The 25,422-nt window shown below is 74.2% G+C and carries 25 protein-coding genes; 8 read left to right on the top strand and 17 right to left on the bottom strand.

Annotation, left to right across the window (positions count from 1 at the left end):
• Positions 1-21: 21 nt before the first annotated feature.
• Positions 22-876, bottom strand: a complete 855-nt coding sequence (locus tag OP18_RS09245; RefSeq protein WP_033358368.1) for a biotin--[acetyl-CoA-carboxylase] ligase — start codon at positions 874-876, stop codon at positions 22-24.
• Between the two features lie 4 nt (positions 877-880).
• On the opposite strand from OP18_RS09245, the gene OP18_RS09240 reads away from it, so the two are divergent.
• Positions 881-2,476 (top strand): acyl-CoA carboxylase subunit beta, encoded by a 1,596-nt coding sequence (locus OP18_RS09240; protein WP_033358367.1) that lies wholly within the window; start codon positions 881-883, stop codon positions 2,474-2,476.
• 8 nt (positions 2,477-2,484) lie between these two features.
• On the opposite strand, the gene OP18_RS09235 is transcribed toward OP18_RS09240, so the two are convergent.
• Together OP18_RS09235 and OP18_RS09230 are read right to left on the bottom strand one after the other, a co-directional pair.
• Positions 2,485-4,425, bottom strand: coding sequence for a serine/threonine-protein kinase (locus OP18_RS09235; protein ID WP_033358366.1), 1,941 nt, complete (start codon positions 4,423-4,425; stop codon positions 2,485-2,487).
• 65 nt (positions 4,426-4,490) lie between these two features.
• Positions 4,491-6,659, bottom strand: coding sequence for a prealbumin-like fold domain-containing protein (locus OP18_RS09230; RefSeq protein WP_033358365.1), 2,169 nt, complete (start codon positions 6,657-6,659; stop codon positions 4,491-4,493).
• Positions 6,660-6,743: 84 nt separating this feature from the next.
• On the opposite strand from OP18_RS09230, the gene OP18_RS54915 reads away from it, so the two are divergent.
• Positions 6,744-6,962 carry an acyl-CoA carboxylase subunit epsilon gene (locus OP18_RS54915; protein ID WP_081970589.1) on the top strand — a complete coding sequence of 73 codons (219 nt, stop codon included), beginning with the start codon at positions 6,744-6,746 and terminating at the stop codon, positions 6,960-6,962.
• Here the strand turns inward: OP18_RS54915 and mscL are convergent.
• Positions 6,868-7,680, bottom strand: coding sequence for a large conductance mechanosensitive channel protein MscL (gene mscL, locus OP18_RS52185; protein WP_052386433.1), 813 nt, complete (start codon positions 7,678-7,680; stop codon positions 6,868-6,870). The genes OP18_RS54915 and mscL overlap by 95 nt on opposite strands.
• 27 nt (positions 7,681-7,707) lie before the next feature.
• Here mscL and OP18_RS09220 point away from each other — a divergent pair, with 27 nt between their 5' ends.
• Together OP18_RS09220 and OP18_RS09215 are read left to right on the top strand one after the other, a co-directional pair.
• On the top strand, positions 7,708-8,325 hold the full coding sequence (locus tag OP18_RS09220; RefSeq protein WP_033358364.1) for a Maf family protein: 618 nt from the start codon (positions 7,708-7,710) through the stop codon (positions 8,323-8,325).
• A complete protein-coding gene (locus OP18_RS09215) occupies positions 8,322-8,981 on the top strand; it encodes an O-methyltransferase (RefSeq protein WP_033358363.1) in 660 nt (219 codons plus the stop codon). The genes OP18_RS09220 and OP18_RS09215 overlap by 4 nt, the downstream gene beginning before the upstream one ends.
• On the opposite strand, the gene OP18_RS09210 is transcribed toward OP18_RS09215, so the two are convergent.
• The 4 genes from OP18_RS09210 to OP18_RS09195 form a co-directional block, all read right to left on the bottom strand.
• Positions 8,959-10,137, bottom strand: a complete 1,179-nt coding sequence (locus OP18_RS09210; RefSeq protein ID WP_052386506.1) for an MFS transporter — start codon at positions 10,135-10,137, stop codon at positions 8,959-8,961. The genes OP18_RS09215 and OP18_RS09210 overlap by 23 nt on opposite strands.
• 69 nt (positions 10,138-10,206) lie before the next feature.
• On the bottom strand, positions 10,207-10,962 hold the full coding sequence (locus tag OP18_RS09205) for an ABC transporter permease (protein WP_033358362.1): 756 nt from the start codon (positions 10,960-10,962) through the stop codon (positions 10,207-10,209).
• A 6-nt stretch (positions 10,963-10,968) separates the two neighbouring features.
• Positions 10,969-11,925: a daunorubicin resistance protein DrrA family ABC transporter ATP-binding protein gene (locus OP18_RS09200; RefSeq protein ID WP_033358361.1), complete on the bottom strand. Its 957-nt coding sequence runs from the start codon at positions 11,923-11,925 to the stop codon at positions 10,969-10,971.
• An 83-nt stretch (positions 11,926-12,008) separates the two neighbouring features.
• Positions 12,009-12,632, bottom strand: a complete 624-nt coding sequence (locus tag OP18_RS09195; RefSeq protein WP_063745462.1) for a PadR family transcriptional regulator — start codon at positions 12,630-12,632, stop codon at positions 12,009-12,011.
• Positions 12,633-12,736: 104 nt separating this feature from the next.
• Between OP18_RS09195 and OP18_RS09190 the strand changes: the two genes are divergently transcribed.
• Positions 12,737-14,503, top strand: coding sequence for an acetyl/propionyl/methylcrotonyl-CoA carboxylase subunit alpha (locus tag OP18_RS09190; RefSeq protein ID WP_033358360.1), 1,767 nt, complete (start codon positions 12,737-12,739; stop codon positions 14,501-14,503).
• Between the two features lie 821 nt (positions 14,504-15,324).
• Here the strand turns inward: OP18_RS09190 and OP18_RS09185 are convergent.
• Genes OP18_RS09185 through thrS form a run of 5 tightly spaced genes read right to left on the bottom strand, consistent with a single transcriptional unit; the run spans position 15,325 to position 19,273 of the window.
• Positions 15,325-15,687 (bottom strand): YbjQ family protein, encoded by a 363-nt coding sequence (locus OP18_RS09185; RefSeq protein ID WP_063745461.1) that lies wholly within the window; start codon positions 15,685-15,687, stop codon positions 15,325-15,327.
• 54 nt (positions 15,688-15,741) lie between these two features.
• Complete coding sequence (locus OP18_RS09180; RefSeq protein WP_033358359.1) at positions 15,742-16,698, bottom strand: hypothetical protein; 957 nt, start codon at positions 16,696-16,698, stop codon at positions 15,742-15,744.
• 34 nt (positions 16,699-16,732) lie between these two features.
• Positions 16,733-17,239: a SigE family RNA polymerase sigma factor gene (locus tag OP18_RS09175; RefSeq protein WP_033358358.1), complete on the bottom strand. Its 507-nt coding sequence runs from the start codon at positions 17,237-17,239 to the stop codon at positions 16,733-16,735.
• Between the two features lie 45 nt (positions 17,240-17,284).
• Positions 17,285-18,043 (bottom strand): DUF3152 domain-containing protein, encoded by a 759-nt coding sequence (locus tag OP18_RS09170; RefSeq protein WP_033358357.1) that lies wholly within the window; start codon positions 18,041-18,043, stop codon positions 17,285-17,287.
• A 33-nt stretch (positions 18,044-18,076) separates the two neighbouring features.
• Positions 18,077-19,273 (bottom strand): threonine--tRNA ligase, encoded by a 1,197-nt coding sequence (thrS, locus tag OP18_RS09165; protein ID WP_033358356.1) that lies wholly within the window; start codon positions 19,271-19,273, stop codon positions 18,077-18,079.
• A gap of 200 nt (positions 19,274-19,473) precedes the next feature.
• On the opposite strand from thrS, the gene OP18_RS09160 reads away from it, so the two are divergent.
• On the top strand, positions 19,474-20,289 hold the full coding sequence (locus OP18_RS09160) for an Fpg/Nei family DNA glycosylase (protein ID WP_033358355.1): 816 nt from the start codon (positions 19,474-19,476) through the stop codon (positions 20,287-20,289).
• Complete coding sequence (locus tag OP18_RS09155) at positions 20,262-20,804, top strand: 2'-5' RNA ligase family protein (protein ID WP_313900950.1); 543 nt, start codon at positions 20,262-20,264, stop codon at positions 20,802-20,804. Before OP18_RS09160 ends, OP18_RS09155 begins: the two co-directional genes overlap by 28 nt.
• On the opposite strand, the gene OP18_RS09150 is transcribed toward OP18_RS09155, so the two are convergent.
• On the bottom strand, positions 20,801-22,204 hold the full coding sequence (locus tag OP18_RS09150; RefSeq protein ID WP_033358354.1) for an NAD(P)H-quinone dehydrogenase: 1,404 nt from the start codon (positions 22,202-22,204) through the stop codon (positions 20,801-20,803). The genes OP18_RS09155 and OP18_RS09150 overlap by 4 nt on opposite strands.
• Positions 22,205-22,366: 162 nt before the next feature.
• Between OP18_RS09150 and OP18_RS09145 the strand changes: the two genes are divergently transcribed.
• Positions 22,367-22,822 carry a gamma-glutamylcyclotransferase family protein gene (locus OP18_RS09145; protein ID WP_033358353.1) on the top strand — a complete coding sequence of 152 codons (456 nt, stop codon included), beginning with the start codon at positions 22,367-22,369 and terminating at the stop codon, positions 22,820-22,822.
• Here OP18_RS09145 and OP18_RS09140 read toward each other — a convergent pair.
• From OP18_RS09140 to OP18_RS09130, 3 genes are all read right to left on the bottom strand, one after another.
• Positions 22,819-23,772, bottom strand: coding sequence for a GNAT family N-acetyltransferase (locus OP18_RS09140; RefSeq protein ID WP_033358352.1), 954 nt, complete (start codon positions 23,770-23,772; stop codon positions 22,819-22,821). The two genes, OP18_RS09145 and OP18_RS09140, sit on opposite strands and share 4 nt — an antisense overlap.
• Positions 23,769-24,518 carry an SCO6745 family protein gene (locus tag OP18_RS09135; protein WP_033358351.1) on the bottom strand — a complete coding sequence of 250 codons (750 nt, stop codon included), beginning with the start codon at positions 24,516-24,518 and terminating at the stop codon, positions 23,769-23,771. Before OP18_RS09135 ends, OP18_RS09140 begins: the two co-directional genes overlap by 4 nt.
• 83 nt (positions 24,519-24,601) lie before the next feature.
• Positions 24,602-25,402, bottom strand: a complete 801-nt coding sequence (locus OP18_RS09130) for a TolC family protein (RefSeq protein ID WP_033358350.1) — start codon at positions 25,400-25,402, stop codon at positions 24,602-24,604.
• Between the last annotated feature and the right edge of the window lie 20 nt (positions 25,403-25,422).

Below are 25,422 nucleotides of genomic sequence, written 5' to 3'. Positions count from 1 at the left end.
CCCCGCGCGCCCGACATTGGCCTACCCGGTCGTCTCTGGGCCGGCGTCCGCCCGGACGTGCACCACGTCCCCGGCGGCGACCGCGTGCACCAGGCCGCCGGGGTCGGTGACCTGCAGCCGGCCGTCGGTGTCGACGCCGGTGGCGATCCCGCTCAGCGTCGCCCCGCCGGGCAGCTCCACCCGGACCCGGCGCCCGATCGTGCCGCAGTGGAAGAGGTACGCCTCGCGCAGGCCCGCCTCGTCGCCGGCCTGCCACCGCCCGTACACCTCCTCGAAGGCGCGCAGCAGGGCGCGCAGCAGCGGGTCGCGGTCGGCGCTGGCGGCCCCGGCGAGGGCGAGGGACGTCGCGTCGGGGCGGGGCAGCTCATGCTCGCGCAGCGTGGTGTTGAGGCCGATCCCGACGACCACGGCACCGTCCCCGACGCCCTCGGCGAGGATGCCGGCGGTCTTGCGGTCACCCTGCAGCAACAGGTCGTTGGGCCACTTCAGGTACGCGTCGAGGCGGGCCACCCGGCGCACCGCCTCGGCGAGCGCGACCCCGGTGAGCAGCGGCAGCCAGCCCCAGCGGGCCGACGGCACGGCCGGGCGCAGCAGGATGCTCAGCGCGAGCCCGGCGCGCGGCGGCGACTGCCACTGCCGGCCGAGCCGGCCCCGCCCCGCGGTCTGCCGCTCGGCCACGATCACCAGCCCCTCGGCGGCGCCGGCCCGGGCGGCGGCGGCCGCATCGGCGTTGGTCGAGCCGGTCTCCTCGACCACGCGCAGGTCGGTCCAGAGCCCGCCGGGCACGACCAGCGCGCGCCGCAGCGCGGCGGCCCGCAGCGGCGGACGCTCCAGGTCGGTGTAAATGTTCACAGGTCGACCGTATCCCCACCGCATTACGATGCCCGACGTGACCATTGAGCAGGTTGGTGTCGGCGCGGACATCCACACGACCGCCGGGAAGCTGGCCGATCTGAGCCGGCGCACCGACGAGGCGGTGCACGCGGGCTCGGCCCGGGCGGTGGAGAAACAGCACGCCAGGGGCAAGAAGACCGCGCGTGAGCGGATCGACATGCTGCTCGACCCCGGGTCGTTCGTCGAGCTCGACGAGCTGGCCCGGCACCGGTCCACCAACTTCGGCCTGGAGCGGACCCGGCCCTACGGCGACGGCGTCGTCACCGGGTACGGCACCGTCGACGGCCGCCAGATCTGCGTCTTCGCGCAGGACTTCACGATCTTCGGCGGCAGCCTCGGCGAGGTCTTCGGCGAGAAGATCGTCAAGGTCATGGACCTGGCGATGAAGATCGGCTGCCCGGTCGTCGGGATCAACGACTCCGGCGGCGCCCGCATCCAGGAGGGCGTCGTCTCGCTCGGGCTCTACGGCGAGATCTTCTTCCGCAACGTACGGGCCTCCGGCGTCATCCCGCAGATCTCACTGATCATGGGGCCGTGCGCGGGCGGCGCGGTCTACTCCCCCGCCGTCACCGACTTCACCGTGATGGTCGACCAGACCTCGCACATGTTCATCACCGGCCCCGACGTGATCAAGACGGTGACCGGCGAGGACGTCGAGTTCGAGGAGCTGGGCGGGGCGCGGACGCACAACACGAAGTCCGGCAACGCGCACTACCTGGCCTCCGACGAGGACGACGCGATCGAGTACGTGAAGGCGCTGCTGTCGTACCTGCCGTCGAACAACATGGACGACGTGCCGGTCGTGCCGCTGCCCGCGTCGCTCGAGCTGACCGACGAGGACCTCGCGCTGGACGCCGTCATCCCGGACTCGGCGAACCAGCCGTACGACATGCACACCGTGATCGAGTCGGTCGTCGAGGACTTCCTCGAGGTGCAGCCGCTGTTCGCGCAGAACATCCTGATCGGCTTCGGCCGGGTCGAGGGCCACCCGGTCGGTGTCGTGGCGAACCAGCCGATGCACTTCGCCGGCTGCCTGGACATCGACGCGTCGGAGAAGGCGGCCCGGTTCGTGCGGACCTGCGACGCGTTCAACATCCCGATCCTCACGTTCGTCGACGTGCCCGGCTTCCTGCCCGGCGCCAGCCAGGAGTGGGACGGCATCATCCGGCGCGGCGCGAAGCTCATCTACGCCTACGCCGAGGCCACCGTCCCCAAGGTCACCGTCATCACCCGCAAGGCGTACGGCGGCGCGTACGACGTCATGGGCTCCAAGCACCTCGGCGCCGACCTGAACTTCGCCTGGCCGACGGCCCAGATCGCGGTCATGGGCGCGCAGGGCGCGGTGAACATCCTGTACCGGCAGGAGCTGCGCGACGCGCAGGACCCGGCGGCACTGCGCGCCGAGCTGATCCAGGAGTACGAGGACACCCTGGCCAACCCGTACGTGGCGGCCGAGCGCGGCTACATCGACGGGGTCATCGCGCCGTCGACCACGCGGGTGGAGATCGTGCGGGCGCTGCGGCTGCTGCGGACCAAGCGCGAGACGCTGCCGCCGAAGAAGCACGGCAACATCCCGCTCTAGCCGGTGCGTCAGGCCGTCACCCGGAACGACAGCTTCACGATGTTGAACTTGTTGACGGTCGCGGAGTCGTCCCACAACGCGTCCGGGGTCTGCCAGTAGATGGCGTGGCCCCGGCCGGGGTTGACCCGGCAGCCCATGTTGGAGATGTGCAGGCGGCCGTTCGTCGCCGTGTACCGCCACTGCCAGTCGGCGCAGGCCCAGCCGTCGCGGAAGTCGATCGGCACGATCTTGACCTGCTGGTAGGCGGGGTAGAGCCCGTCGCGCAGCCGCGCCTGCTCCTGGCCGCGCCAGTCGTCGACGGGGTCGCCCTTCGGCGGGTTGAACGACGTGTCGATCGCCATCTCCCACCGCCCGTCGAGCGGGTCGGTGAAGGAGATCATCGACGGGTAGCTGGGCTTCTTGACCGACCGGACCCAGCCGTTCGGCACGGCGACCGCCCAGCCGTACGTGGCGTCGGTCTCCCAGTGGAAGCCCGCCGGCAGGTCCATGACCGTGCCGCCGATGGTGCCCCGGACCTGCGGCGACTCGCTCGGGGCGGGACCGGACGCGCCGGTCGTCGCCGGCCCGGCCGGCAGGTTGGTGGCCTGCGCGCCGGACGGCCCGCCCTGCTGCCGGCCCTGCCGACCCTGCTGACCGTCGTCGCCGGAGCCGACGATCATGACGATCGCCCCGGCGAGCAGGGCCAGGGCGACGAGGACGGCGGCGATCCAGCGGCCGCGGTGCTGCCCGGGCGGGACGGTGCCGACGCGGTCGTCGCCGGCCGCCTCCCCGGGCGTGTCCGGCCGCGCGGTGCGGGCGTCGAGGCCGGCGCCGCCGGGCGGGTCGGCCGGCACCGCCGCGCTGCCGCGGGCCTGGCCGGGGAAGTCGATCTGGGCGGGGGCGTCGGCGAACGGCCCCTGGTTCCACCGCTGGGCGCCGGCGCCGGCCGGTGCCGGGCTGACCTCCTCCAGCCCTGCGGGCGGCGAGCTGACCGGGGCGTCCTGCTGCGGGGAGCCGCCGCCGAGCGGCTGCGAGGAGCCGCGCGACGACGCGCCGCGCGAGAGGCCGCCGGACAGGACACGGGGCCCGCCCGGGTGCCCCTCCCGGGACCGGCGCGGCCGGGGCAGGCTCCACGACCAGACCCGGCCCTCGCCGGCCGCGGCGCGCTGCAGCAGCCGCTCGGTCTCGGCGACGCCGGCGCGGGCCCGCGGGTCCTTGCGCAGCAGCGCGTTGAGCACCGGCTTGAGCACGCCGGCGCGGGTCGGCGGGTCGGGTTCCTCCGTCGCGAGGGCGGTCAGCGTCGCGTACGTGGTGGAGCGCGCGTACGGGGAGCGGCCCTCGACGGCGGCGTACAGGGTGGCGCCGAGCGACCACAGGTCGGACTCGGGTCCGGAGGTGCCCTCGCGGGCCCGCTCCGGCGAGATGTACTGCGGGGAGCCGAGGATCAGCCCCGGACGGGTGACCGCACCGTCGCCGCCCTCGAAGACGGCGAGCCCGAAGTCGGTGAGCACGACCCGGCCGGTGTCGGCGAGCAGCACGTTGCCGGGTTTGACGTCGCGGTGCAGCACCCCGGCGGCGTGCGCGGCCTTCAGCGCGTTGAGCACGGCGAGGCCGATCTGCGCGGCCCGTTCCGGCGGCAGCGGGCCGTCGTCGGTGATGACCTGGTGCAGCGAGCGCGACGGCACGTACTCCATCACGATCCACGGTGCATGCTCGGTCTGCACGACGTCGTAGATGCGCACCACGTTGGCGTCGTTGAGCCGGGCCGCGGCGCGGGCCTCGCGCAGGGTGCGCAGCCGCAGCTCCTCCCGCTCCTCGGGGGTCAGCCCCTCGGGCGGGATGACCTCCTTGATCGCGACGTCGCGGCGCAGCATCTCGTCGCGGGCGAGCCACACCCGGCCCATGCCACCGGCGCCGAGCGACTCGATCAGTCGGTAGCGCTCGGCGATCAGGGATCTGGACTGCGTCATCACCGCAGACGCTACCCAACGGGCGCACGTTCCAGACAGCCCGGATCCTGCTCAGGTCACTCCGGTCAGTCGGTGCGGGACCGCAGCACCATGACCAACAGGATGACCAGCCCGATACCGACCAGACCGGCGCCGATCAGCGCCACCGGGAGGATGCGGAACGTGTCCAGCACCTTCTGCTGGGTCGGTGCCGCGTCGTCGGCGGTGAAGGTCACCGTGACGGTCACGGTGTACAGGTCGACGTCCTTGCCGGCGTCCTCGCCGATGGCGACGGCGCCCGGGACGGCCAGCGGCGCGTTGCCGGGCGCCGGGTCGAGGGTCGCGCCGACGGTGACCGTGGCCCCGCCCGAGACCGGGGCCGACGGGCGCTGCACCGTGCACCGCGCCGGGTCGAGGAAGCCCAGCGGGGCCGGCAGCGTGGCCTCGCTGTTGTCGTCCTCGGGCAGCACGACCCGGCCGGTGGAGCCGTCGGTGCACTCCAGGTCGAGCACGATCGGGCCACCGCGGCCGCTGGTGCTGCCCGCGAACCGCACCACCGCCTGCAGCTGGTGCGCCTCGTCGAACAGGTAGGTCGCGGTGCACTTCGCGGCCGGCTCGGCGGCGGTGAGCGGCACGACGTCGGCGCCGAGGTTGGGCACGTCCTGCGACTCGCCCGGGTCGCAGGCGAACGAGCTGAGCCGCCAGCTGCCGTCGACGGTGGCCAGTGGCGGCAGCGGCGTCACCAGGTACTCCCCGAGCGGCAGCGCGGCGGGCATGCCCTGGGCGGTCGCGGCCTCGCCGAAGGCGGTGGTGGTCGCCACCCCGGACCAGCCGGGCACGCCCTGGCCGCGCGGCGTGACCACGAACGACGCCGCGCCGATGCCGCCGACGGTCACCGACCGCAGCTGGATGGCGCCACCCTTGCGGGTGACCCGCAGCGCGCAGTCGGTGGGGGCGCCGGCGGTCACCAGGACCGTGACGGAGAGCCCTTCGGGTTTGAGCTCGGTGCCGCCGCAGGCCGCCCCGGTGAGGCTCCACGCGGCGGCCTCGCCGGCCGGAGCGGTCAGCGTCACCGGGTACGCGCCCGGCAGCAGCGTGGACAGGTCGGCGCCGGTCGCGACGACCGCGGAGCCGTCGCCGGCCGGCGCGGCCTGCAGCAGGCGCGGCGGGTCGGCGCCGCCGCCGGAGGAGACCGACAGGTTGAACGCGCCGCCGGGCGCGTCGCCGAACAGCCGCAGCGTCAGCCCGGGCGGCGACGCCGGCGGGGTGTACGTGAACGTGCAGGTGACGACCTCACCGGCGGCGAGGGTCACGGTGGCCGTGCCGGACGGCACGTCGGTGGTGGTGAGGCTGCGCCCGGCGCCGCTCTTCACGCAGCTCAGGTCGCTCAGCGTCCAGCCGGCCGGGGTGCGGGACACGACCGTGCCCGGTGCCCCGCCGGAGCTGCGCACCAGGGTCGCGTCGACGCCCGGGTCGGCATAGATCTTCTGGTCGGCGGCGTAGCTGGCGCTGGCGTCGAAGGCGAAGCGCTGCGGGTAGCCGACCGGCGTCGCGGTGCGGGCCTTCACCACGAGCGTGCCCGGGACCTGGGCGTCCTTCACGTAGTACGCGTAGCAGAACACGTGCCGCACGCCGGCCGGGAAGCCGAGCCACTGCACGTTGCCACCGGCGTGGCCGTCGGCGGCGCAGCGCAGGACGCCGAAGCCGTACCCGGGCCGGGTGCCGGCCAGCAGCGGGTCGCCGGGCGTGCCGCCCTGCACCCACAGCTGCCGGTGGGTGGCCGCGCTCGCCTGCTCCGGCGACAGCTGCAGGGTGACCGCGCCGTCGATCAGCTTGTCGGTCCTGCGCCCGGTCGCGTCGAGCAGCGGCACCTGGGCGGCGGTCTCACCCGAGTCCACGGCGGGCGTGGTCACCGTCGACAGCGCGCCCTTCTTCTCCTGGCCGGGCCCCAGCGAGAAGTGCCAGCCGGGCAGCGCCGTGCAGCCGGTGCCGTTGGCCGCCTCGATCGCCGGGTCGACCGCCTGGCCGTCCTTGTAGGCGCTGCCCCGGCCCGGCGCCGACGCGGCCTCGATCCGGTCGTCGCGGACGCGGTTGGCCATGACGTCGGCGTACGAGTCGCAGGAGCGCGCCACGAACGTGATCCGGTAGCGCAGTGAGGCGGAGACGGACGCCGGCTGCTCGCCCTCGCGGGCCCCGGCGGGCGCCGCCGGCAGCAGCATCGCGAGCAGCACGCCGACGCCGAGCGTCGAAGCCACCCGGAATGGGACGTTTGTCAATGCGCCCCCCAAACTCGCCATCGACTCCCGTTCCGCTTGAGTATGCGCCGCCGATGCATGCGTATGCTCGCAGGACGGCAACGTTTCGCACACTTTCAGGGAGTCACGGTGGCCGAGGAACCGCTGTTCAAGGTCGTCCGCGGCACGCCGACGGCCGAGGAGGTCGCGGCGATCGTCGGCGTGTTGCTCAGCCGGCGGGCCGGCGCGCCGGCGGCGGCTCCGGCGCCGGTGTCGCGCTGGCGGCAGAGCGCCCGCCCGGGGTCCCGTCCCCGCTGGCGGTAGCCCCGGCGGCGGTCTCGTCCTCACCGGCACCGGTGGGCTGCCCGGTGGGCTCCGTGGGCTGCTCGGTGGGCTCGGTGGGCTGCTCGGTGGGCGCGGGCGCGCCGCCGGACGGTTCGCCGGTCGGGGGCGCACCGGCGCGCGTCTCGTCGCGGGTGGGCGCCGGGCTCGTCGGATTCGTCGGGGTCGGTGACGTCGGCGGGCCGCTCGGCGGGCGCCGGCGCGGGATCACGAGCGGCGGCAGCGGCAGCACGGGCAGCGTCGGCCAGCGGCGCGCCTCCCGCTCGTCGAGCAGGTGCTCGGCCTCGGCGAGGGTCGGCAGGTCCTCGACGAGCTGCTGGCCGCAGGAGCGGCAGATCAGCGCGGCGCCCGGGATCCGGTCGTAGCAGAACGGGCACTGCCGCTGGTCGAGGGACCGGCCGCGCTCCACGCCGATCCAGGTCATGAACTTGATGATCACGAACAGGGCGACCGCCAGCAGCAGGAACTGCAGCAGGTCGTTGAGGAACACCCCGTACTTGATCGGGGTGCGGTGCAGCGTGATCTGCAGCTTCTGGAAGTCCGGCTCGCCCACGACGGACGCGACGACCTGCAGGAACAGGTTCGTCACGAACGACTGCACGAGCGTGGCGAACGCCGAGCCGATGATGAAGCCCAATGCCAGGTCCAAGACGGTGCCGCCGATCGCGATCGCCTTGAACTCCGCCCAGAGCTTCCGCATGGCCGCGATGGTACTAACGTCCGTCCCGTGAAGACGTTCATCCTCGCCTCGGCCAGCCCCGCCCGCCGCAAGCTGCTGCAGTCCGCCGGGATCGAGCCCCGGGTCATCGTCAGCGGCGTCGACGAGGCCGCGGTGGAGGCCGCCGGGAGCGGCCCCGGGCTGCCAGGGACGCTCGCCGAGCTCAAGGCCCGGGCCGTCGCCGACGCCCTCCCGCCGGACCTCGCCGGGTCGCTCGTGCTGGGCTGCGACTCGATGCTGTCCCTCGACGGCGAGGTGCTCGGCAAGCCCGCCGACGCCGCCGACGCGGTGGCCCGGTGGAAGGCGATGCGGGGCCGCGCCGGCGTGCTGCTGACCGGGCACTGCCTGATCGACACCGGGACCGGCAACAACACCGCGAAGACGGTCGAGACGGTGGTGCACTTCGCCGAGCCCGACGACGAGGAGGTCGCGGCGTACGTGGCGACCGGCGAGCCGCTGCACGTGGCCGGCGCGTTCACCATCGACGGTCTCGGCGGCGTGTTCGTCGAGCGCATCGAGGGCGACCACGGCAACGTGGTGGGGCTGTCGCTGCCGACGCTGCGCACCCTCATGGCCATCCTCGGGGTGCGGCTGAGCGACTACTGGGCGGGCAGGATCGAGCCATGACGAGACGGACGCTGGCGCTCACCGAGGCGCTGCACGCCTATGTCGTGGCCAACGGCAGCGAGCCCGACGACCTGGTGCGGGACCTGATCGCGGAGACCGCGGCGGTGCTGCCGCACGACGCGGGCATGCAGGTCGCGCCCGAGCAGGCGGCGCTGCTGACGCTGCTGACCAGGATCAGCGGCGCCCGGCGGGCGGTGGAGATCGGCACGTTCACCGGGCTGTCGTCGATCGCGATCGCCCGCGGGCTCGCCGACGGCGGCCGGCTGACCTGCTTCGACGTGTCCGAGGAGTTCACCGCGATCGCCCGGCGGTACTGGCGGCGCGCCGGCCTCGACGACCGGATCGAGCTGCGGATCGGCCCGGCCGCGCGGACCCTCGCGGCGCTGCCCGGCGAGCCGCACCTGGACCTGGTCTTCATCGACGCGGACAAGACCGGCTATCCGGCGTACTGGGAGGCGGTCGTGCCCCGCGTGCGGCCCGGCGGGCTGATCCTGGTCGACAACGTGCTGCGCGACGGCCACGTCCTCGACCCGGACCCGGGCGACGAGGGCACCCTGGCGATCGTCGCGTTCAACCGCATGGTGCTCGCCGACGAGCGGGTGGAGTCGATGATCCTGCCGATCGCCGACGGGCTCACACTGGCTCGACGGCTCTGAGCGGCACCACGGGCCGGGTGGCGCGCTCCAGCCGCGCCACCACCACCGCGCTGAGCAGCAGGAACACGGGCACCAGCAGAAACGCGGTGTGCGGGCCGACGGCGTCGGCGAGCGAGCCCAGCGCGAACGGGGCGACCGCGAAGGAGATCCCGACGGCGAAGGAGGCCCGCGCCGCGGCGAGGTCCGGCCGGCCGCCGGAGTGCGCGAGGGCCAGGCCGATGCCGAGCGGGTAGTGCAGGCCGACGCCGAGGCCGCAGACGAACAGGCCCAGCATCGCCGGCCACGGCACCGTCGCCGTCCAGAACAGCGCGAACCCGGCCGCCGACACGCCCAGCGCGGCCAGGAGCACCCGGGTGGGGCGGAACCGCAGCAGCACCCGCCCGCCGATGACCCTGCCGGTCACCATGCCGGCGATCAGCGTCGACACCGCGGCGGTGGCGACCCCCGGGGACACGCCCGCGTGGGCGCGCAGCACGTCGCTGCCCCACAGCGTCAGGCAGACCTCGACCGAACCGGTCGCGAACAGGCTCGTCGCGGCGAGCCAGTACGCGGTGGGCAGCCGCCCCGCGCCCGCGCCGTCGGGGTCGCGGTGCGGGAGGGGCTCGGGTGCCCGTACCCCCGCGAACACCGCGGTCAGGACGGCCGGGACCACCACGAGCACCAGGCCGACGCGCCACCCGAGGCCGGCGCCGTAGGCGAACCCCACGATCAGCGGGGCGACCAGGCCGACGGCGGCGGCCGCGGCGTTGGCCTCGCTGATCGCGGCCGGCCCGGCGGCGCCGTGGTGCTCGGTGAGGGCCGCGACGACCCCGTTGACCAGCAGCGACCCGCCGAACGACCCGAGGGTCGCGAAGGTCAGGGTCAGCGCCAGGTGGTGCGCGGCGAACATGCCCACCGCGGCGGCACCGATCAGCGCCAGGCCGCCCCAGATGAGGCGGTTGCGCCCGTACCGGCGGGTCAGCGCGGGGATGACGGCGCCGCCGATGATGCCGCCGACGGCGAACCCGGTGCCGTGCAGGCTCGCCAGGGTGCGGCTGATGTGCAGCTCGTCGCGCAGCAGCGGGGCCACCGGCCCGAACCCGTAGAGGAAGTAGCACCACAGGGAGAGCTGCACATAGATGACCCAGGTCAGACGGTCACGGACGAGTCGCGGCACCACCTGACGGTGTCACGGCCCCTCCCGGGGTGGAAGGGGCCGTGACGGTGATGGTCGTTACCGGTACAGCTAGCGGACGCCCCTGGCGAAGGCGCGCGACGCCCACACGACGGTGACGAGGGTGAGCCCGCCGATGACGACCGCGGCCTGCCACACCGAGTCGGCGCCGGGGTCGCCGGCGAACAGGGCCCGGACGCCGTCGGTGGCCCAGGAGAACGGGTTCCAGTCGGCGACCCGCTTGAGCCAGGTGGGTGCGAAGGTGAGCGGCAGCAGGATGCCCGCGGTCAGCAGCAGCGGCTGGGAGATCGTGTTGAGCAGCGGCGCGAGGGCGTCCTCGCTGCGCAGCTTCAGCGAGATCGCGTACGAGAACGCCGACAGCATCAGCGAGATGACCGCCATCAGGGCGAACGCGCCGAGCACGTCCAGCACCCCGACGTCCAGGCCGAACCCGACCGCGACGACGACGATGAGCGCCGCCTGGAACAGCAGCGACACGACGTCGCGCAGCGACCGGCCGACCAGCAGGGCCAGGCGGCTGACCGGGGTGACCCGGCTGCGCTCGATGACGCCGGCGCGCAGCTCGGCGATCAGGCCGAAGCCGGTGAACAGCGAGCCGAACATGGCCAGCAGCACCAGCAGGCCGGGGACGAACAGCTCGTAGGCCTCGGCGTTGGTGCGCACGCCGAGGGCCGGCTTGAGCAGCGGGGCGAACAGCAGCAGGTAGAACAGCGGCTGCACGACCCCGACGATCAGCCACACCGGCTGGCGGAGCATGAGCTGCATCTGGCGGGCGAAGACGAGCCAGGTGTCGCGGAGGAATTTCATCGCTACTCAGCTTTCCCGAAGTGAACGGCCGGTCTTGGTGAGGAAGACGTCGTCGAGGCTGGGGCGGTGCAGCTCCATCTGCTTGAGCTCGACCCCCGCGTGGTCGAGCACGCGCAGGATGTGCGGGATCGCGACCGAGCCCTCGTCGACGTACAGCCGCAGCGAGTGGTCCTGCCGCTCCTCGATCTTGCGCACGTAGCCCTGGCCGCGCAGCAGCTCGGTGGCGGCCCTGGCCGCGCCGTTGACGCCGACGGTGACGACGTCGCCGGCGACCTCGCGCTTGAGGTCGTCGACGGTGCCCTCGGTGACGATCTCGCCGTGGTCCATGATCGCGATCCGGTCGCAGAGGGCGTCGGCCTCGTCGAGGTAGTGCGTGGTGATGAAGACGGTCATGCCCTCGTCGCGCAGCCGGCGGACCTCGTCCCACATGTGGGCGCGGCTCTGCGGGTCCAGGCCGGTGGTCGGCTCGTCGAGGAACACCACCTTCGGCCCGTGGATGATGCCGAGCGCGATGTCGACCCGCCGGCGCTGGCCGCCGGAGTAGGTCTTGGTCTTGCGGTCCGCGTACTCGGTCAGCTGGAACGCCGCCAGGGCCTTCGCCGCCCGCTGTTGCGCCTCGGCCTTGTGGATGCCGTAGAAGCGGGCCTGCAGCACCAGCTCCTCGCGGGCGGTGCTCTCGTCCCAGGTGCTGCCGCCCTGGGCGACGTAGCCGATCCGGCGGCGCACCTCGCCCGGGTCCTTGAGCAGGTCGGCGCCGGCGATGACGGCCTCGCCGCCGTCGGGCGTGATGAGCGTGGCCAGCATCCGCAGCGTCGTGGTCTTGCCGGCGCCGTTGGGGCCGAGGAAGCCGTAGATCTCCCCCTCCTTGACGGAGAGGTCGACCCCCCGCACCGCCTCGACGACCCTGGTCTCGCGACCGGCCCTGGAGCGGTACGACTTCCGCAGCCCCTTCGTCTCGATCATGACGGTCTCCCCTGTCGTCTCGTGTCTCAGGGAGAACGTAACGCGATATAGTTTGTGCGGTCAAGGCTTCTCTATATCGCGTTTTACATCTCGTCCTCGTCGTCGGGCTCGCCGAACTGCTCCCGGATGGCCCTGCGCCAGGCCTCGGCGCCGTGCTCGCCGTCGGCCGGACCCTCGTTGAAATGCATGCCCTCACCAGCCTCGACGCGGGCCGCGACGTCGTGGCACCAGCGGGCCTCCGCCTCGGCGCGCACCGTGGTCAGCTCGAACTGCCAGGCCACGTGCGGCGGCTTGCCGGCCGCCCACTCGTCGGCACTGTCGCGATAGGTCGCCACCCAGCTCTCCAGGAGCCGGGCCCTGGCCCGCAGCGCGCCGACCGCCTCGGCCCGCGGCAGTGACGGCAGGAAGGCGAACGCGGCCAGGAACGGGTCGACCGGCTCCTTGTACTCCCACCAGTACCGGCGCAGCAGGGTCTGATACTCGACCTCGCCGGCCTTGGTGAGCTGGTAGCGGGTGCGGGCCGGTCGGCCGCCCACCTGCTCGGTGTCGACCGCCTCGAGCAGGCCCTCGTCGGTCAGCTTGCGCAACGCGTGATAGATCGACCCGGGCTGGACGTCGGCCCAGCTCTCCACGTTCCAGCTGGCCAGCTCCTTGCGGATGTCGTAGCCGTGGACGGGCTGCAGGTAGGAGATCAACCCCATGATCATCAAACGCGTATTAGACACCGTTTGACTATGACATTGTTGGCAACGGCGACTGTCATACAGGTCGCTTAGACTGCCCCGGAGGGTTACCCAAGGGAGCGTTCAGCGTGCGTAAGGTTCTCATCGCCAACCGGGGCGAGATCGCCGTCCGCGTCATCCGCGCCTGCCGCGACGCCGGCCTGGCCAGCGTCGCGATCTACGCCGACTCGGACCGTGACGCGCTGCACACCCGGCTCGCCGACGAGGCCTATGCGCTCGGCGGCGACACCGCCGCGGCGTCCTACCTGCGCATCGACCGGGTGGTCGAGGTCGCCCTCGCCGCCGGCGCCGACGCCGTGCACCCCGGCTACGGGTTCCTCTCCGAGAACGCGGACTTCGCCCAGGCCGTCATCGACGCCGGGCTCACCTGGATCGGGCCGGCCCCGCAGGCGATCCGCGACCTCGGCGACAAGGTCACCGCCCGGCACATCGCCCAGCGCGCCGGCGCGCCCCTGGTGCCCGGCACCGCCGAGCCTGCCCGCGACGCCGACGAGATCGTCGCGTTCGCCCGGGAGCACGGCCTGCCGGTCGCCATCAAGGCCGCCTTCGGCGGCGGTGGCCGCGGGCTGAAGGTCGCCCGCACCATCGAGGAGATCCCGGCCCTGTTCGAGTCCGCGACCCGCGAGGCCGTCGCCGCGTTCGGCCGCGGCGAGTGCTTCGTCGAGCGGTATCTCGACCAGCCCCGCCACGTCGAGGCCCAGGTCCTCGCCGACCAGCACGGCAACGTGATCGTCGTGGGCACCCGCGACTGCTCCCTGCAGCGGCGCCACCAGAAGCTGGTCGAGGAGGCGCCCGCGCCGTTCCTCACCGACGCTCAGCGCGCCCAGATCCACGAGTCGGCGAAGGCGATCTGCCGCGAGGCGGGCTACCACGGCGCCGGCACCGTGGAATACCTGGTCGGCAACGACGGCACCATCTCGTTCCTGGAGGTCAACACCCGCCTGCAGGTCGAGCACCCGGTCAGCGAGGAGACCGCCGGCGTCGACCTGGTCCGCGAGCAGTTCCGGGTCGCCGACGGCGAGAAGCTCCGCTTCGACGCCGACCCCGAGCCGCGCGGGCACGCCATCGAGTTCCGCATCAACGGCGAGGACCCCGGCCGCGGCTTCCTGCCCGCCCCCGGCACCGTCACCGAGCTGCGGCTGCCGACCGGCCCCGGCGTCCGCGTCGACACCGGCATCGAGGCCGGCAGCGTGATCGGCGGCAACTTCGACTCCCTCCTGGCGAAGGTCATCGTCACCGGCGAGACCCGCGAGCAGGCCATCGAGCGGGCCCGGCGGGCCCTGGACGAGATGGTCGTCGACGGCATGGCCACCGCGCTGCCCTTCCACCGCGCCGTCCTGCGCGACGAGGCCTTCACCGCCGCGCCGTTCCGCGTGCACACCCGCTGGATCGAGACCGAGTGGGTCAACACGGTCCCGCCGTTCACCGCGCCCGCCGGGGACCTGCCCGCCGCCGAGGAGCGCTCGACGGTCGTGGTCGAGGTCGGCGGCAAGCGCCTGGAGGTCTCGCTGCCGGCCGGCTTCGGCACGGTCGCCGCGGGCCCGGCCGCCGGCGCCGCGGGCGCGCCCGGTGCCGCGCCGCGCCGCCGCGCCGGCGCGAAGAAGCAGGCCGGCGCCGCCGGTGGGGACGCCCTCACCAGCCCCATGCAGGGCACCATCGTGAAGATCGCGGTCGCCGAGGGGGACACGGTCGCCGAGGGGGACCTGATCGTGGTGCTGGAGGCGATGAAGATGGAGCAGCCCCTCAACGCCCACAAGGCCGGCGTCGTGACCGACCTGTCCGCCAAGGTCGGCGAGGTCGTCTCGGCGGGCGCCGTCATCGCGACCCTGAAGTAGCCCGGGCCGCCGCCCCGCACGGCGCTGCCCCGCTGCGCGGCACTGCCCTGCTGCGCGGCGCTGCCCCGCTGCGCCGGTGGCGCGACACCAGCCGCGCAGTCCCGCCCCGCCTGGTCACGGGTCGGTCCGGTCGTGGTGCGGTCTCGCCGTGGTGCGGCCGGTCGTGGCGCGGTCGGTCGTAGCGCGCTCCCGTCGTGGCGCGGCCGGTCGTGGCGCGGCCGGTCGTAGCGCGGTCCCGTCGTGGCGCGGCCGGTCGTAGCGCGGCCGGTCGTAGCGCGGTCGGTCGTGGCGCGGTCGGTCGTGGCGCGGCCGGTCGTGGCGCGGTCGGTCGTGGCGCGGTCGGTCGTGGCGCGGCCGGTCGTGGCGCGGTCGGTCGTGGCGCGGTCGGTCGTGGCGCGGTCCCATCGTCGTGCGGCCGGTCGCCGGGATGTTGGAGCGGGCCGTGGCGAGCGCACCGTCGCGATATCCGCGCGGCTTCCGTGCGACCGGTTGCCATGTCCGCGAGGACCAGCACGGCCGTCCCACAGCCCGCGTGACGGGTTGCCACGTCCGCGAGGACCAGCGCGGCCGTCCCGCCGCCCGCGTGACGGGTTGCCATGTCCGCGAGGACCAGCGCGGCCGTCCCGCCGCCCGCGTGACGGGTTGCCATGTCCGCGAGGACCAGCGCGGCCGTCCCACAGCGACCACGCGGAACGGGTCCGTGTCACCGCTGCCACCGCGGCCGTGCGGGGCACCGCACGCGCCGCCGCGGACGCCGTGCCCGCGGCCATGCGTCGTCCGCCGGTCCGCCGCGACACCGACGGCAATGCCGTCGGGGTGGATCAGCGGGAGTTCGCGTGGTGGCGGTCCGCGGCGTGGGCGCCCGAGCTGACGTGCAGCGGGACGGCGACCACGGCGGTGCCGTAGGCGCACAGCTCCGCCCAGGTGTTGGTGAAGTCGCGGTGGTCGAAGCGCATGCCGACCACCGCGTTCGCGCCCCGCTGCTCGGCGACGTGCACCATCTGCCCGACCGCCTTGGCCCTGGTCTGCACCAGGAACTGGGACATGTCCAGGCCCGGGCCGCCCTCCGTGGACCGCAGGCCCGCGGCGAACGGGTTCCGCGACGTCGCGCACACGCCCAGCACCTCGCCGAGCACCGTGGTGATCTCGTAGCCGGGCAGACCCTCAGTCGTTACAACTAGCACAAATGAATCGTATGCACATATGTACGTTTTAGGGTGCATCTACCACGAACCACCTCATCCCTGACCCGGGGTGGCGGAGGGGGTGACGGTGATCCCGGCGGCGAAGCGCAGCAGGTCCGGCTCTTCCAGCGGTACCGTCGCCGCCGACTGCAGCTCGAGCAGCCGGCCGTCGCCCAGATCGACCTGCAGGGTGGTGGAGTCGCCGGAGTCGCGCAGCGTGGCGGGGCGGCCGCCCACGTCGACGGCGCGGCCCGGGGACCACTCGGCGGCCACGCCCAGCATCACCGTGAGCTTGCCGACGAAGGACTCGTCGGGGGCGGTGCCCGGCGGGCAGAAGGTGACGGCCGAGGGGCTGATGTTGTCGATCGTGTAGCCGGCCGGCACGAGCGCGAACTCGAACGGCGCCGGGGCGGTCACCGGCTGCGCCACCAGGGTCTTCGCGAAGCCGGCCAGATGCTCGGCCGGCACCGGCGGGAAGGCCCGCAGCTCGAGCCACTGCCCGGCGCCGTCCTGCCACACGAGGGACAGCTCCGGCTCGCCGCCGTCGGACCAGGTGACGAGCCGGCCCGGCAGGCCGCGGACGGTCGCCGGGGCGGTGCCGGTCGCGGCGGCGAGGACGCCCGGAGGCCAGGTGCTCGCCGTCAGGGTGGCGGTCACGCCGGGCGCGCCCGGCACCGGGACGCTGAGCGTCGGCAGGCCCGCGGCCAGTCGCAGGTCGGGTGCGCCGGCGGCGTCGGCGGGCGGGCCCAGCGGGAACGTGACCGTCGCCGGGCCGGCCGGCTCGACCAGCGTGGCCGGCGCGGCGACCGTGACCGGGTCGGCGGCCGGCCGCAGCGGCACCGTCAGGCCGAGCGCGCCGAGCACGGCGCAGGCCGCGGCCAGCGCCACGCGGGTGCGGCGGGTGCGGCGGCGGCTCTCGGCGCGCACCGCGGTGAGCAGCGCGACGCCCGCCGGGGCGTCGGCGGCGTGGCGCCGCAGCAGGTCGCGGACGCGGTGCTCGACGTCGCTCATGGCGCTCCACCAGACCGCGGGGACGGGACGGAAGTCATGGCGCTCCACCAGGCCGCAGGGACGGGACGGGGGTCAGCACCGACCTGAGCCGGTGCAGGGCGTGGAAGGCGTGGACGCGGACCGTCGCCGGGGCGCAGCCGAGCAGCCGGGCGATCTGCGCGTCGGGCAGGTCCTCGTAGTAGCGCAGGACGACCACGGCGCGCTGCGAGCGGGGCAGGGCCCGCAGCGCGGTCCACAGCTCGTCGGCGTCGACGACCCGGTCGGCGAGGTCGGCGCCGTGCGGGGCCGCGTCCGGCGGCTCCGCCACCGGGCGTTCGGTGCTCGCCCGGCGCCGCCGCCACGACAGGTACTGCCGCAGGATCGCCTGCCGGACGTACGGCTCCGGGCCGTCCTCGCCGACGATCGCGTGCCAGCGCCGGTGCGCCCGCACGAGCGCCTCCTGGGTCAGGTCCTCGGCGAGGTGCCGGTCGCCCGTCAACAGGTACGCGAAGCGGAGCAGCGCCGGGCTGCGCCCCGTCACGAAGTCGTCGAAGTCCCGCACACCACACCCCCTCACGTACTGGACGACGCGGGCGGGGTGGGGCGTTTATGTCTGCTCCCCGGGAGTCGGGTCGTCGTACTGCCCGGAGCGGCCCGCGTAGGGGCGGCCGTCGACGATCGGCCACGGGTTGGGCGTGCAGCCGTGCAGGCCGAGGGTCTGCTGCTGCATGACGGGCGCCGGGCGGCCCGGGCCGGGGCACAGCTCGTGGCCGCGGCCGAGGCGGTGGCCGGTCTCGTGGTTGACCACGTACTGCCGGTAGGCGGCGAGGTCACCGTTGTAGCCGGGGACGCCGCGGGCCCAGCGGGCCACGTTGACCACCACGGTGTTGCCGTTCCTGCAGGAGGTGTACCGGTCGTAGCCGTTGCCGCACAGCACGTCGCGGGTCGCGGGGGTGGCGAGGTAGATCGTGTAGTCGTAGCGCTCGCCGGCGCCGACCCGGCGCAGCCGCCAGTTGCCGGTGGCGGGCCAGCTGCCCGGGTCGGCGTAGATCAGCTCGACGGCGTCGCCGAAGGTGGCGGGGTCCACGCCGGTGATGCCGCGCTCCACGCCGACCCGGTAGGACAGCAGCGTCCCCCGGCCGCCGACGACCTGCCCGGCGGCCTGGGCGAAGTCGAAGGTCCCGCCGCCCCCGACCGGGAACCGGATGACGGGCGCGTCGATCGTCGCCGCCCCGCGGGACGGGGCGGCCGACGCCGGTGCCACCGAGGGCGGCACCGACGATGACGCCGCGGGGGCGGAGTAGGACGGCGAGGACGAGCAGCCGGCGAGGAGGGCGAGGGTCACGACGATCCGGAAGATCCGCACACCGGGACTGACGCGCCGGCACCGCCGGGCTGTTTATGGCGCCGAGCAGTCCTCCGCCAGCGCGGCGACCGCCGCGGCGACCGGCAGCACCCCCGACGCCGCCCCCGGGTCCCGCGGGCGCAGCGACACGGCCCCGGCGGCCGCCTCGCGCTCCCCGACGACCGCGACGTAGGGCACCTTGCGCGCCACCGCCTGGCGGATCCGGGCGCCGAGGCTGCCCTCGTGCCACTCCTCGACCCGCAGGTCGGCGGCGCGGCAGGCGCGCACGAACGCACCGCCCGCGAAGGCGTCCGCGACGGGCAGCACGGCCACCTGCAGCGGGGCGTACCAGGCCGGGAACGCCCCGTCGTGCACCTCGATCAGGTGCGCGAAGAGCCGCTCCATGCTGCCCGCGACGCTGCGGTGCACCATCACCGGCCGGCGCCGCTGCCCGTCGGCGTCCACGTAGGACAGGTCGAACCGGGCCGGCTGGAAGTAGTCCACCTGGACGGTGGCGAGGGTGCTCTCCCGGCCGGCGTGGTCGAGCAGCTGCACGTCGATCTTCGGACCGTAGAAGGCCGCCTCGCCGGCCGCCTCGACGTAGGAGGCCCCGGCCTCGTCGAGGGCGTCGCGCAGGACGGCGGACGCCCTGTCCCACATGGCGGGGTCGTCGACGTACTTGCCGCCGTCGCCGCGCAGCGACAGGCGCAACGACGCCGGCCGGAAGCCCAGCGCCGCGTGCGCGACCCGCATGAGCCGCAGCGACTCGACGACCTCGGCGCGCACCTGGTCCTCGGCGCAGAAGACGTGCCCGTCGTTGAGGGAGATCGCCCGGACCCGGGACAGCCCGCCGAGCACGCCGGAGCGTTCGGCGCGGTACTGCCCGCCGATCTCCCCGATGCGCAGCGGCAGCTCCCGGTACGAGCGGCCGCGCGCGGCGAAGACCGCCGCGTGGTGCGGGCAGAGGCTCGGGCGCAGCACGAACGCGTCGTGCTCGCTCAGCGCCATCGGCGGGAACATGTCGTCGGCGAAGTGCGGCAGGTGCCCGGACCTGACGTACATCTGCTGTTTGGCCAGCGGCGGCGAGTACACGTGCTGGTAGCCGTTGCGGCGTTCGAGGGCGTGGATGTAGTCCTCGACGGCGCGGCGGGCGGCGGCGCCGGCCGGCAGCCACAGCGGCAGCCCCGCGCCGACCAGCGGGTCGGAGTGGAACAGTTCGAGGTCACGGCCGAGCTTGCGGTGGTCCTGCATGAGGGAACTCCCTTGGTAGGCAAGGGGGCGCGCACCTCGGACGCAGCGAAAAGCTCCGGAGCGCGACGCCCCGGAGCAGGTGTGGACAGCGAGCTGTCAGCGCCGCCGGGGAAGGCCCGGCGTCGTCGTGGACAGTGCGCTGTGACGCATGCCAGAACAATAGCGCGCGGCCGCCGCGGCGCGACGGGTATAAACGTCCGGTGCCTGAAGGTCACACCATCCATCGACTCGCCGGGCGGCACCGGGCGCTGTTCGCGGGCCGGGCCGTCGCGGTCAGCAGCCCGCAGGGGCGCTTCGCCGACGGCGCCCGCCGCGTCGACGGTCGGGTGCTGCTGGACACCTCCGCCCACGGCAAGCACCTGCTGCACCACTACGAGGGCGACGTGACCCTGCACGTCCACCTCGGCCTCTACGGCAAGTTCACCGACGGCGACGGCGCCGCCCCGCCACCGGTCGGCGAGGTCCGGCTGCGGATGGCCAACGCCGCGCACTGGCTCGACCTGCGCGGCCCGACGGCGTGCGAGCTGCTCGACCCGCTGCAGGTCGAGGCCCTGCACGCCCGGCTCGGCCCGGACCCCCTCGCCGAGGAGGACGACGGCGGCGTCCGGGCGTTCACCGCGGTCAAGCGCTCGGACCGGCCGCTGATGGCGCTGCTGATGGACCAGTCGGTGGTGGCCGGCGCCGGGCTCATCTACGTGACGGAGGCGCTGTTCCGCGCCGGGCTGCGCCCGACCGTCCCCGGGCGGCGGCTGACCCGGCGCCGGTGGGACGCCATCTGGCAGGACCTGCGGGTCCTGATGCGCAGCGGGGTCGCCGAGGGCCGCATCGACACGGTCCGAGACCTGCACACGCCCGAGGCGATGGGCCGCGCGCCGCGGGTCGACCGGCACGGCGGCGAGGTCTACGTGTACCGCCGCGCCGGCCTGCCCTGCCTCGTGTGCGGCACCCCGGTGCGCACCGCGGAGCTCAACGCCCGCAACGCGTACTGGTGCCCCGTGTGCCAGGCGACCCGCTGATGGTCGCCGCCCTCGAGCTGCACCTCGACGAGCGCGCCACCCGGCGGATCCGGGTGCTGTGGGACCTGCTGGAGGACCTCGGCGTACAGACGCTGCGCACACCGCACGACGGCCGGCACCGCCCGCACGTGTCGCTGGTCAGCGCCCGGGCCCTCGACCCGGACGCGGTCGCCGAGGCGCTCCAGCCCGTGCGGGTCGCCGCGCCGCTGCGGCTCAACTTCCAGTTCGCCGGGGTGTTCGTCGGCCGGGTCGTGTTCCTCGGGCTGGCGCCGACCCCGGACCTGATGCGCCACCAGGCCCAGGTGTGGCGGCACCTCACCGACGCCGGCATCGAGAGCCTGCCCCTGTACGACCCGGGCGAGTGGGTGCCGCACTGCACGGTGTCGATGCGGGTGCCCCGGCCGATCCTGACCGAGGCGCTGCGCCGCTGCCTGGAGGTCCTGCCGATCGAGGCGACCGTGACCCGCGCCGCGGTCGTCGACTACGCCCGCGACATCTACCGCGAGCTGCCCTAGTCCTCGGCGTGCAGCATGAGCTGCCGGGCGGCCTCGGCGACCGACCCCGAGATCGACGGGTAGATCGTGATGGTGTGGGCGAGCTGGTCGACGCTCAGATGGTTCTCCACCGCCATGGCGATCGGCATGATCAGCTCGCTCGCCTTGGGCGCGACGACGACCCCGCCGACGACCAGGCCGGACGCCGGGCGGCAGAAGATCTTCACGAACCCGTCGTCGAGGCCGTCCATCTTGGCCCGGGCGTTGCCGGCGAGCGGCAGCATGACCGAGCGGGCCGGGACCCGGCCGCTGTCGATGTCGGACTGGGTGATGCCGACGGAGGCGAGCTCGGGGTCGGTGAACACGTTCGCGGCGACGGTGCGCAGCTTGAGCGGGGCGACCGCCTCGCCGAGCGCGTGCCACATGGCGATGCGCCCCTGCATGGCGGCGACGCTCGCGAGGGGCAGCAGGCCGGTGCAGTCGCCGGCGGCGTAGATGCCGGGGACGTTGGTCCGCGAGACCCGGTCGACGGTGATGTAGCCGCCGGGGGCGACCTCCACGCCGTACTCGGTGAGCCCGAGCGACGCCGTCTGCGGCACCGAGCCGACCGCCATCAGCACGTGGGAGCCCTCGACGGTCCGGCCGTCGGCGAGCTCGACCACGACCCCGCCGTCGACGTGGCGGGCGGCGGCGGCGCGGGAGTTGTTGAGGATCGTCATGCCCCGGGCCCGGAACACCCGCTCGATCGCCATCGCGGCGTCGGGGTCCTCGTGCGGCATGACCCGGTCCCGGCTGGAGACGAGCGTCACGTCGATGCCCATGGCCAGGTACGCCGAGGCGAACTCCGCGCCGGTCACGCCGGACCCGACGACGATGAGGTGCTCGGGCAGCTGCGGCAAGTCGTACACCTGGCGCCAGTCGAGGATGCGCTCGCCGTCCGGCGCCGCGGTCGGCAGCACCCGCGGCGTCGCGCCGGTGGCCAGCAGTACCGTTGAGGCCGCGATCACATACGGAGCGTGACCACCGGCCGGTGTGATCTGCACCGCATGGGTGTGACCGAGCGTGTCCTCACCGAGGCGCGCTGTGCCCGTGACGAACTCGACGCCCGCCTTGAGCAGTTTCGAGTGGATGTCGCCGGACTGCGCCGCGGCCAGCCGCTTCACCCGCCGGTGCACGGCCGGGCCGTCGACCCGCACGTCGTCGCCGGGCGGCCCGATGACCCCGAACTCCTCGGTGTCCAGGTGCGCGGTCACCACGCTCGAGCTGGCGATGAACGTCTTGGACGGCACGCAGTCGTGCAGCACGCACGCGCCACCAGCACCTTCGGCCTCGATCACGGTGACCTCGGCGCCGAGCTGCGCGGCGACCAGGGCCGCCTCGTAGCCCGCCGGGCCCCCTCCGATGATCACGATCCGGCCCACGCACGCCACCCCTTCTCGCCCTTGTCGCCACATTGTCCCTCGTCGGCGCGCGGCTCAGGCGGCGACCCAGCCGAACGGCGGCGCCGCGCCGACGAGTGGATCCGAATCCGACACGCTCTGCAGTATTCTCTCCCGCACCCTGCCGGGTTTATCGTCATCGCCGTGCGTCATTACGCCGCGTATGGCTCGAACCTGGACCCGGCCCGCATGCGGGCCTACTGTCCGTATTCGCCGATGATCGGCACCGGCTGGCTGGAAGGCTGGCGGCTGACGTTCGCCGGTGAGGATGTCCTCGGCTGGGAGGGCTCGGTCACCACGATCGTCGAGTCGCCCGGCGACCGGGTCTTCGTCGCGCTCTACGACGTCCACCCCAACGACGAGAAGCAGCTCGACGAGGTCGAGGGCGCGCTCGCCGGCACCTACCAGAAGCTGCACCTGCGCGTCGCCACCCTCGACGGTGACGCGACCGCGTGGGTCTACGTCTTCAACGGGTACGAGGGTGGCCTGCCGACGGCCTGGTATCTCGCCGAGATCGCCAACGCCGCCGCGAAGGCCGGCGCGCCCGCCGACTACCTCGACGCGCTGCGGGCCCGCCCGACGAAGACGGCCATGCCCTAGCCGGACAGCTCCAGGGTGCGCTCGTAGACGTCGGCGGCGAAGACCACGGTCATGCCGACCCCGGCGTAGAGGTGGTACGCGCCCGTCGGGTTCGTCAGGTCGACGCCCAGGCCGGCGGCGGTGCGGCCCTTCGCCGCGTAGGCCGCGAACGCGGTGCGCAGCAGCGCCCCGCCGACGCCGGACCTGCGGTGCGCGCGCAGCACGGCCAGGTTCTTGATCCAGCCCTCGTTCCGCTCGACCGCCTGGTCGGCGGACTGCAGCACGCCGACGATCTCGCCGCCGGCGAGCGCCACGAACCACTCGTCCCAGCTGACCGACGGCAGGCCGGCGACGGCCTCGCGCCAGGCGTCGTACGTGGTCGGCTGGAAGTCCGGGGTGTCGGCGAACGCCGACTCGAGGACCTCGTGGAAGCGGGGCAGCTCGTCCTGCCGGACGGGCCGGATGTCGTAGCCGGAGGGGGTGCGCTCGTCGCCGGTCAGGGGCCGGGTCATGCGCGCGTGCCGCTTGACGAACGTGAAGCCGCCCGCCTGCAGGACCGACACCAGCGCGGCCTCCGACGCGAGCGTCCCGGCGCGCAGCACGGCCCGCGCGACGCCGTTGCGGCGGGCTCGTTCGGCGGCCCGGGCCACGGCCAGGCGCAGCAGCGGGCCGTAGGCCGGTTCGCCGCGGCCGGGCCACGCGTAGAGTTCGACGTTGTCGCGGGCGCCGCGCTGCGGGTTGTCGACGTACGCCCACGCGACCGGCACCCCGTCGGGCCCCGCCGCGAGCCACGTGTCGACGGACGGGTCCTCGGCGGGGGCGGTGAGGGTCGCCACGATCTCGTCCTCGGACCAGTCGGGCTCGCCGAGCGCGGCGATGTCACCCGCCCGGGTGATCGCCAGGATCGCCGGCACGTCGCGCAGCGTGCAGCCGCGGACGGTCCAGCCGTCCAGGCCGTCCAGAGATGTCATACGGGTGCCGCCTCCTGGACGGTCGTGACCGCCGCGTCGAGCAGGTTGACCAGCTCGACCCGCTCGGTCGGGGCCAGTGCCCGGAACGCCTCCCCGGCGATCCGGTCGGTCAGGGCCTCGGCCCAGCTGCGCCGCCGTACGAGGGGCTCGAACGGCGGGTACGGCGGCTGCCAGCCGAACGCCGTCGCGCCCGCCTCGCCCTCGGGCCCGGAGATGATCGCCTCCAAGGGGCTCAGCCCGCTGGCGCGGATCGCGAGCAGGTGTGCGGCGCCGCGGTGCTCGCGCAGCAGGTGGGCCAGGACGGCGGCGCGGGCGCCGGGTGAGTCGTCGGGCAGCGGCATCGCCCGCCACGCCGCGAACAGCGGCATGCCGGCGGTCTCGGCGCTGACCACGACCCGCTCGGCGAGCTCGACGAGCTTCGGCAGCGCGTAGAAGCTCTCCAGGTGCTCGCGGCCCCACCGGCAGCACTCGTCGAGGTTGTCGGCGGCGATCTGCTCGGGCGGGGCGACCTTGCGGGCGGCGTCCCAGCCGTCCTGCACGGCCTCCGGCGCGATGAACCCGAGCGCCGCGGCCACCGTGTCGGCCCGCACGTCGCCGAGCGCGCCGCCGCGGCCGGCGACGTAGAACGCCCAGCCGGTCAGGCCGATCTGCCGGGCCCGGCGCATGGTCTTGGGGTCGTCGCTGAACGCGCCGCCCAGCATCAGGACGGCCTGCTTCGCCGCCGCGGCCGCCTGCTCGGGAGTCACCCGGCTCATTCTGCCCGCTCCGGTCGATCACCGTGTAGGCACACGTTCGTGGCGGGTGCCCAGGTCGGGTTCAGGAGTCGGGTTCAGGACAGGTCGGCGAGGGCGTCCTGGGCGATCTTGACCCGCTTCTCCGCCGACGCGATCGCCTTCCCGGCGGCGGCGACGGCGCGCTCCGCCTCGGCCTTCGCCGTCTCCGCGTCGCTGAGCTGCTGCAGCGCCGTCATCAGCTCGCGGCGGGCCTGCCGGACCGCCCTGGCCCGCTCCTCCTCGGCGCGGCGGCGCTCCTCCTCGCGGCGGCGGGCCTCGGCGCGCTGCTCCCGGTCGTCCTGCGTCGGCGCGGACCGTTTCGCGGTCACGGTGCCCGTCCGGGGCGTGTCCTCGCCGCCCTGCACGAGCCGCAGCTGCGGCCGCGGGGTCTCGCCGAAGCCCGTGTACTCCAGCGACTTCGTCAGCGCCCCCTGCTGTACCGCCGCGGCGACCGTCGCGTCGGCGAGCGCTGCCGCGAACGTGTTCTCGACCTCCGGCAGCGGCAGGTTGCCCCGGTCGGGGCCGGCGAGGCGGGCGGCCTCCCTGGCCAGGGCGGCGACGGTGGAGCGGCGGCGGACGGACAGCTCGCGCAGCTCGCCGCCGCGCAGCTCGCGCTGGGCGTCGCGCAGCTGCTCGCCCAACTCCAGCAGCTCACCGACCAGGTCGGGGCGCTCGTGGGCGAGGAGGTTGACCAGCCACGCCGCGACGGTCGGCTTGCGCAGCTTGCCGACCGCGGCGGCGAGCCGGGTGTCGCGCGCCTGCCGGGCCCTGGCCACCTCCGCGGCGCGCACCGCCACGAACTCCTCCGGCGGCACCGCGTAGAGCCGGGCCACCACGGCGGCGAGCGCATCGTCCACCCCTCGATCGTAGGATCAGC

The sequence above is a fragment of the Dactylosporangium aurantiacum genome, from assembly GCF_000716715.1.
GTDB lineage: Bacteria > Actinomycetota > Actinomycetes > Mycobacteriales > Micromonosporaceae > Dactylosporangium > Dactylosporangium aurantiacum.
Note: the sequence above shows the minus strand (reverse complement) of the source record. Positions and strands in the feature narration are given on the sequence as shown.